Source organism: Candidatus Accumulibacter vicinus (assembly GCF_000584955.1).
Lineage (GTDB): Bacteria > Pseudomonadota > Gammaproteobacteria > Burkholderiales > Rhodocyclaceae > Accumulibacter > Accumulibacter vicinus.
Map to the genome: position 1 here is coordinate 9797 of NZ_JDSS02000024.1, position 7269 is coordinate 17065.

The 7269-nt window shown below is 62.6% G+C and carries 10 protein-coding genes and 1 riboswitch; of the genes, 8 read left to right on the forward strand and 2 right to left on the reverse strand.

The window, feature by feature from the left end; genetic code table 11:
- The coding region (locus CAPSK01_RS22655; RefSeq protein ID WP_273703490.1) for a hypothetical protein at positions 1–195 on the forward strand (195 nt) is incomplete at its 5' end.
- Between the two features lie 371 nt (positions 196–566).
- Here the strand turns inward: CAPSK01_RS22655 and CAPSK01_RS10580 are convergent.
- Entirely contained in the window at positions 567–863 is a 297-nt protein-coding gene (locus tag CAPSK01_RS10580; RefSeq protein ID WP_034926158.1) for an NAD-dependent epimerase/dehydratase family protein, read from the reverse strand.
- Entirely contained in the window at positions 860–1630 is a 771-nt protein-coding gene (rfbF, locus tag CAPSK01_RS10585; RefSeq protein ID WP_034926160.1) for a glucose-1-phosphate cytidylyltransferase, read from the reverse strand. The genes CAPSK01_RS10580 and rfbF overlap by 4 nt, the downstream gene beginning before the upstream one ends.
- Before the next feature lie 160 nt (positions 1631–1790).
- Positions 1791–2000, forward strand: a riboswitch (cobalamin riboswitch).
- Positions 2001–2127: 127 nt separating this feature from the next.
- Here rfbF and CAPSK01_RS10590 point away from each other — a divergent pair.
- The 7 genes from CAPSK01_RS10590 to CAPSK01_RS10620 are packed head-to-tail and all read left to right on the forward strand — an operon-like array spanning position 2128 to position 7186.
- On the forward strand, positions 2128–2805 hold the full coding sequence (locus CAPSK01_RS10590) for an energy-coupling factor ABC transporter permease (protein ID WP_034926162.1): 678 nt from the start codon (positions 2128–2130) through the stop codon (positions 2803–2805).
- Positions 2802–3146 carry an energy-coupling factor ABC transporter substrate-binding protein gene (locus CAPSK01_RS10595; RefSeq protein WP_034926164.1) on the forward strand — a complete coding sequence of 115 codons (345 nt, stop codon included), beginning with the start codon at positions 2802–2804 and terminating at the stop codon, positions 3144–3146. The genes CAPSK01_RS10590 and CAPSK01_RS10595 overlap by 4 nt, the downstream gene beginning before the upstream one ends.
- Entirely contained in the window at positions 3140–3880 is a 741-nt protein-coding gene (gene cbiQ / locus CAPSK01_RS10600; RefSeq protein WP_034926166.1) for a cobalt ECF transporter T component CbiQ, read from the forward strand. The genes CAPSK01_RS10595 and cbiQ overlap by 7 nt, the downstream gene beginning before the upstream one ends.
- Positions 3877–4758, forward strand: coding sequence for an ABC transporter ATP-binding protein (locus tag CAPSK01_RS10605; RefSeq protein ID WP_034926168.1), 882 nt, complete (start codon positions 3877–3879; stop codon positions 4756–4758). The genes cbiQ and CAPSK01_RS10605 overlap by 4 nt, the downstream gene beginning before the upstream one ends.
- Complete coding sequence (gene cobM, locus CAPSK01_RS10610) at positions 4758–5549, forward strand: precorrin-4 C(11)-methyltransferase (RefSeq protein ID WP_034926170.1); 792 nt, start codon at positions 4758–4760, stop codon at positions 5547–5549. The genes CAPSK01_RS10605 and cobM overlap by 1 nt, the downstream gene beginning before the upstream one ends.
- Positions 5542–6474, forward strand: coding sequence for a CbiX/SirB N-terminal domain-containing protein (locus tag CAPSK01_RS10615; RefSeq protein WP_034926172.1), 933 nt, complete (start codon positions 5542–5544; stop codon positions 6472–6474). Before cobM ends, CAPSK01_RS10615 begins: the two co-directional genes overlap by 8 nt.
- A gap of 19 nt (positions 6475–6493) precedes the next feature.
- Entirely contained in the window at positions 6494–7186 is a 693-nt protein-coding gene (locus CAPSK01_RS10620; protein WP_273703491.1) for a precorrin-8X methylmutase, read from the forward strand.
- Positions 7187–7269: the final 83 nt, after the last annotated feature.

Below are 7269 nucleotides of genomic sequence, written 5' to 3' on the forward strand. Positions count from 1 at the left end.
CACTCACCGGATCGAGAGCTTCTTGAGAACAAATTTACCGTGCCCCCCGGATTTTCCTCTGCGTCCTGCGAAACCCGTTCCCCTATCACGCCTAATACCCGCAAGACGCTGATTGTTGGGCGTTTTGCGGGCATCAGGCATAAGCGCTCTCTTCAGGCGGCTTCCGCAGCCCTCTTCTACCACGCGATCCGCTGATCGCATTCAGTAATCGACTGCTCCGGCGGGTCGGCACCGCCTTCCTCAGTCGCATTCCACAGCGGCAGACCGCGCGCTGGGGCTGGTCTATTGCCAGACCGAGAAGTAGGCGTAGGCCCTGATGGCAGCGTTCGATGCCAAGTTTGCACAATGCGCCTGCAGATGCATCCGGACAAGGCCAAGATCGTGTACTGCAAAGACGGTAGTCGCAAGGGAGGGTATCCAGGGTAAATTTGTTCTCTTCAAGAGATCGTCATTCGGGAGCCGGCTGGAATCCAGGTTTGTCAATCCAATCAGGCTCCTAAACCCCCCGTGCGAATGACCAGCTGGATGTTCGCTTACCCCCGCTGGAAGAAATGAAAATCAATGGGTTACGGGCAGAACAAATTTATCCTGGCTTGTGCTGCGAGATGGAAGACGACTTCCGGCGGGTGGTCGGTGAAGGCCCGGCGCAGCCGTTCAGGATCCCGGATGTCGGCGAGAATGGACACCATCTGCCTGGCCAGGCCAGCGAGTTCGAACAGGTTGGGTTGCGTGCTCGGCGGCAGCGCGTAACCGACCACTCTGGCACCCATGGATTGCAGCCACATGGCAAGCCAGCTTCCCTTGAAACCAGTATGGCCGGTAAGCAGGACGCGCCGGTCTTTCCAGAAGGCAGGCTGGATCACCAGTTCTTCCACGGAGCAGTCCCCGAGGCCCAGAGTTCTTCGAGATGATTCCTGTCCCGCAGCGTATCCATTCCCTGCCAGAAGTCATCATGTCGCCACACGGCAAGTTGGCCGGTCTGCGACAGACGTTCGATCGGCCCGGCTTCCCACAGGCACGAGTCGCCATCGATCAGGTCGAGAACGCTGGGGTGGAGAACGAAGAATCCGCCGTTGATCCATCCGCCATCTCCCGCCGGTTTTTCCCGGAAGGCAAGAACGCGCTCGCCAGCGATCTCGAGTGCGCCAAAACGACCGGGCGGGGTCACTGCAGTGACGGTCGCGCGGACTCCCTGCCGGCGATGGAAGTCGATCGATCCGCTGATGTTGATGTTGCCCACGCCATCGCCGTAGGTGAAGCAGAAGAGTTCTTCGTTTTCGACATGCGCGCGCACGCGTCGCAGGCGCCCACCCGTCTGTGTGGCATCGCCGGTATCGATCAGCGTGACTCGCCAGGGCTCGGCGTGTCGCTGGTGAACTTCCATCCGGTTGGTCGCCATATCGAAGGTGACATCCGACATGTGCAGAAAGTAATTCGCGAAATACTCCTTGATGACATAGCCGCGGTAGCCCAGGCAGATCACGAAGTCGTTGATCCCGTGACTGGCATAGATCTTCATGATGTGCCAGAGGATGGGCTTGCCACCGATTTCAACCATCGGTTTTGGCCGGACGATGGTTTCTTCCGCCAGCCGGGTGCCCGCTCCGCCGGCAAGGATCACTGCCTTCATCCGCGGATGAGCAATGCCGGATCGGTCGGGCCGGTGCGGTTGCGGTCGTGCGGGTAGGGTGTGTGTGGCATGGAGCGAAGAATATCGCGATCTACCGGAGTGTGCCAGCGGGGGACTTACGGCACCGACTTTTTTCAGGCACCCCGATCGGCCCTGTCGTATAATCAACTCCGTTTTGGGTACTTTGCTCCACGCTCGTGGGGCAGGTGAAACGGGAAGCCGGTGCCTCTGAATCTTCAGACATTCCGGCGCAGCCCCCGCTGCTGTAAGCCTGACGACTCCGCAATACGCCACTGTGCTTGACGCATGGGAAGGTGCTGGAGAAGATTGACGGCAAGCCAGAAGACCGGCCCAAAGCAAACGTAGTGCCGTTCCCCGGGGTAAAGGGAGGGCCATGTGGATTTGCCGACCGCAGCTTTTCTCGGCTTTTCTTCCGACCCGCAGGTACCGCTTCCCCGCCTGGCACTGCTTGCCATTGCTCGCTGTGGGAGAGAAGCATGCACATCATGGAAGGCTTTCTGCCGGTCGAACACGCCCTGGGGTGGACGGTCGCTTCGATCCCCTTCGTGGCCTATGGCCTGTGGGTCATCAAGAAACGTATCCGCGAACATCCGGAACAGCGGATGTTGCTGGGTGTTGCCGCCGCGTTTACCTTCGTTCTCTCGGCGCTCAAATTGCCGTCGGTGACCGGCAGTTGCTCGCACCCCACCGGCACCGGGCTCGGTGCCCTTCTCTTCGGCCCGACAGCCATGGCGCCGATTGGCATGGTGGTCCTGCTCTTCCAGGCGCTGCTGCTGGCGCACGGCGGACTGACGACGCTGGGTGCCAACCTCTTTGCGATGGCCATTGTCGGACCGTTCGCCGCGGCCGCAGTATTTCGTGTGGCGCGCAGCATCAGACTCTCCTTTGCCACCAGCGTCTTTCTCGCCGCCAGCCTTGCCGATCTGCTGACCTACGTCACCACCTCGGTACAACTGGCCTGGGCCTTTCCTGATCCGACGGGGGGTTTTGTCGCTTCCCTGGCCAAATTCGCCAGCATCTTTGCGATCACCCAGATCCCGCTGGCGATCAGCGAAGGACTGCTGACGGTACTGATCTTCAATGCCCTGAGGCGCTTCAACGTCAGGGAACTGCAGGATCTGCAGCTCGTCAGGAACGACGAGGTACGGGTATGAAACGCTGGCAAAACCTGTTGCTGCTGCTCGCCGTGGTCCTGCTGTCTGCACTGCCGCTGTGGCTGGTGCAGAAACCGGCGGCGAATGCCGATCATCCTGTCCAGATCTTTGCCGGCGCCGACAACCAGGCCAGGGATCTCATCGGCGCGATCAATCCTGATTTCAAGCCCTGGTTCCAGCCGCTGATGGAGCCGGCCAGCAGTGAAATCGCCTCCCTGTTGTTCGCCTTGCAGGCGGCGCTGGGTGCCGGGTTTATCGGTTACTACCTGGGTGTTTCGGTGACCCGCGAGAAACTGCGCCGGCAATCGGAAGAAGCCAGTGGAGCGGCGCAACGGTGCTGATCGAGCGATCGGCCTACGCCAATCGCTGGCGGCAGGTTTCACCGGTGGCGAAGGGAAGTTTTGCGCTCGCGGGTCTGATCGCCGCTTTTGCCGCCGGGACACCGATGGTCGCTGCCGGCGTGGCGGCGATTCTCGCCGCCGTGACACTGTTGGGGGCCGGTGTCGCGCCAGCGTCCTACCTGCGCGTCACCTCGCCAGCCCTGGCCTTTCTGCTTCTCGGCAGCCTGTCACTGGCGTTCTCGCTGGGCGTCGATGAGCACGGCATCACGCTGCAACTGCTCCCGAACGGCCTGAACCCATTGGCGAACGTTTTGTCCCGTTCGTTTGCCGCCCTGGCGGCGCTGCTCTTTCTCACGTTGACCACGCCGCTTCCCGATCTGATCAACCTGTTGCGCCGACTGATGACCCCCGAGATCCTGCTCGAAGTCATGGTGCTCTGTTACCGGATGCTGTTCGTCTTCTCCGCGGCGGTGCAGGACATCTGGATCGCCCAGACGGCGCGCCTGGGCTACGCAACCCCACGCCTGGCACTGCGCTCGCTGGCCGGTTTGACCGCCAATCTGACGCTGCAGGTGTGGCAACGGGCGAACGACCTGCATGTCGCGGCGCAGGCGCGCAACAACGAGGGTCCCTTGCATTTTCTTGCACCGGTCTTTGCCCATGCCGGTCGCGACCTGGCCATCGCAATGATCGCTGGCGGTACGCTGATTGCACTGGCGGTGGCGATATCATGACGCGATCGGCAGACGACCTCCTGCTCGAACTGGCGCAGGTTTGCTTCTGTTATCCCGATGGCAGCCGCGGACTGAACGACTGTTCGATTGCCATCCGGCGGGGCAGCCGCAACGTCCTGATCGGCGCCAACGGCTCTGGCAAGACCACCCTGTTCCAGCAGTGCAACGGTTTGCTGCGACCACAATCCGGCGTCGTTTACTACGCCGGGGAAGCGGTGGATTACCGTCGCAGTGGCTTGCGCCAACTGCGCAGCAAGGTCGGCATGGTTTTTCAGAATCCGGATCGCCAATTGTTCTCGGCGAGCGTCCTCGAAGACGTTTCCTTTGGTCCGCTCAACCTCGGTCTGAACATCGCAACGACACGCCAACGGGTCAGTGCAGCGCTGCAAGCCGTAGGCATGGCAGCGTTTGCCGACAAACCTGTACACAACCTGAGTTTCGGCCAGAAGAAGCGGGTCTGCATCGCCGGCGTTCTGGCCATGGAGCCCGAACTGTTGATCCTCGACGAACCGATGGCCGGCCTCGATCACGCCATGCAGGAAGATCTGCTGGCCGTGCTTGAGAACTTGCAGGCGCGTGGCATCACCCTGCTGCTGGCGACACACGACATCGATTTTGCCTACGCCTGGGCAGACCAGATTCACCTGATGGTTGCCGGTCGCTGTAGCGCATCGCTGCCGGCAGCGAATCTGGCGACGGCTGGCGACGCCTTGTCGGCGGCAGGATTGCCCTTGCCCGGAGTGATTGAACTGCAGCACCGTCTGGCGAAACTCGGCGTTCTCCCGAGCGACGCCTGGCCGCGCAAGATCAGCGACCTGCTCGCTCTGCTGGGAACCCGCCAAGGAAGCTGCATGCCCTGTCTCGAGAGGATGGCCTAATGCCCGGAAAAGTCTGGTTTGTCGGCGCCGGCCCCGGTGACCCCGAGTTGATTACCGTCAAGGGCCGGCGTCTGCTCGAGGAAGCCGGCGCGGTGCTGTTTGCCGGATCGCTGGTCGACCAGGCGGCGACGCGGTTCGCGCCCGCGGATTGCGAGATCCGCGACTCGAAGGACATGACTCTGGCAGAGATGACCGGCTGGCTGATCGAGCGGGCCGACCGGCACGCCGTCGTCGTTCGCCTGCAGACCGGCGATCCCGGCCTCTATGGCGCCTTGATCGAAATGACGCAACCGCTGACGGCCGCCGGCATCGCCTGGGAAGTCGTTGCCGGTGTTTCCTCGGCGATGGCCGCGATGGCCGCAGCAGGCGAAACGCTGACCCTGCCGGAAGTCACGCAGACGGTGATTCTGACCCGCGTCGCCGGGCGGACGCCCATGCCGCCGGGCGAGGATCTCGAATCCCTGGCCGCGCACAAGGCGACGCTCTGCATCTACCTGTCGATCACTCTGCTGCACAAGGTGCAGGATGCCTTGCGTGCCGCCGGCTGGGCCGAGGATGCGCCGATGCTGGTCGTGCACAAGGCGAGCTGGCCGGGCCAGGAAAAGATCATTCGCGGCACGCTTGCCGACATCAAGCAGAAATGCCAGGCCGCGAAGATTGGCAGTCAGGCGATGATCGTTGCCGGCCCGACGCTGGGCGCTGCCGACTGGCCCGACCTGGTGCGCTCAAAACTGTACGACCCTGCTTTTACGCACCGCTTTCGCAAGGCGACCGAGACAACTCATGACTAACGAAACCACCTTCCTCCTTGTCGGCCACGGCTCGCGCAACCGCGACGGCAACAAGGAAACCCTGCATTTCGCGGCCCAATGGCGCGAACGTCACCCCGAGTGGCGGATCGAGGTCTGCTTCATCGAGCACGCCGAAGTGTTGCTGGATGAAGGTCTCGACCGGGCTGCGCGTGGCGCGCGCAAAGTGCTGGTCATTCCCTTCATTCTCAACGCCGCCGGCCATGTCAAAATGGAATTGCCGGCGGCACTGAAGCGGGCGCGCGAGCGGCATCCCCAGGTCGAATTTGCTGTCACCCGACATATCGGCATGGGCCGCGAAATCTTTGTCGTATTGCAGAGTCAGCTCGACCGGCTGATGAAGCAACTGGCCGTGCCCGACCCGATGACCACCGGCGTCGTCCTGCTCGGTCGCGGCTCCTCCGACGTCGGCGCCAATGGCGAGCTGGCCAGGATGGCACGCTGGATTTTCGAGGCCAACGAGCATGAACTGGTCGATCTCGCCTTTACCGGCGTCACCTGGCCGCGCCTTGAAACGGTGGTACAGCGCCAGGTCAGGCTGGGCATGATGCAGATCTGCATCATTCCGGTATACCTGTTCAGCGGCGTGCTGATCGAGCGCATCAAGGTGCAGGTCGAGCGCCTGCAGCGGCAATATCCGCAGGTCGCTTTCGGCCTGGGCAGTTACTTCGGCTTCGACAAGGGCATTTTCGATCTGCTCGACGACAAGGTCGGCGGCGAGATCCCCGCAGGCGGCATGCTCGAATGCGATGGTTGCAAGTATCGCGAACTGGCCGAGGCCGAGCATCTGCACGAGCACGGCCATACGGCCCTGGCCGCCCCAGGCTGCGGCCATGCCCAAGCCGCGGTTAACGATCACGGACACCTCCATGCACACGATCCTGGTTGTGCCCATTCCCACGACTGACACTTCGGAGACTCCGGACATGACCATGGCCCCTCCTATTGCCGCCAACACGATTACCGAACAGCTCACTGCCGTCGGCCGCGCCATCGAGCACGACTCCTTTGCCATCATCGACGCCGAGGTCGGGCAGCACGACTACACCGACGAACAGTGGCCGCTGGTGCGCCGCATGATTCACGCCAGTGCCGACTTCGAATTCAACGGTCTGACCGCCTTCCACCCCGATGCGATACGAGCCGGTCTGGCGGCTGTCCAGAAGGGCGGCACGCCGATCGTCGCGGATGTCGAGATGATCTGCGTCGGCCTTTCGGCGCCACGCCTCAGGCACTTCGGGATGAGTACCCAGCACTACATTTCCGACCCGGAGGTCATCGAACTGGCCAGGGCCGAGGCCACGACCCGCGCCGTCCAGGCGATGCGCAAGGCGCAGCGGCTCGGCAGGCTCGACGGCGCCATCGTCGGCATCGGCAATGCTCCGACGGCGCTGATCGAAGTCATCCGCCTGATCCGTGAAGAAGGAGCCCAACCCGCGCTGGTGATCGGCATGCCGGTCGGTTTTGTCTCGGCTGCCGAGTCGAAGGCGCTGCTGATGACCTTGACCGATGCCCCGTGGGTGACGATCAAGGGCCGGAAGGGTGGTTCGACACTGGTCGTTGCCGCCATGCACGCGCTGCTCGGTCTCGCCGAAGCGGCGCAGAAGAACGCCGCTTGAGCGACCCCGGACAGGCGCTTGCTCCGGCCAGAGTCCGCAAGGGCGATGGTCGGCGCGCACGCGGCAACCGCAGCGGTTTCACC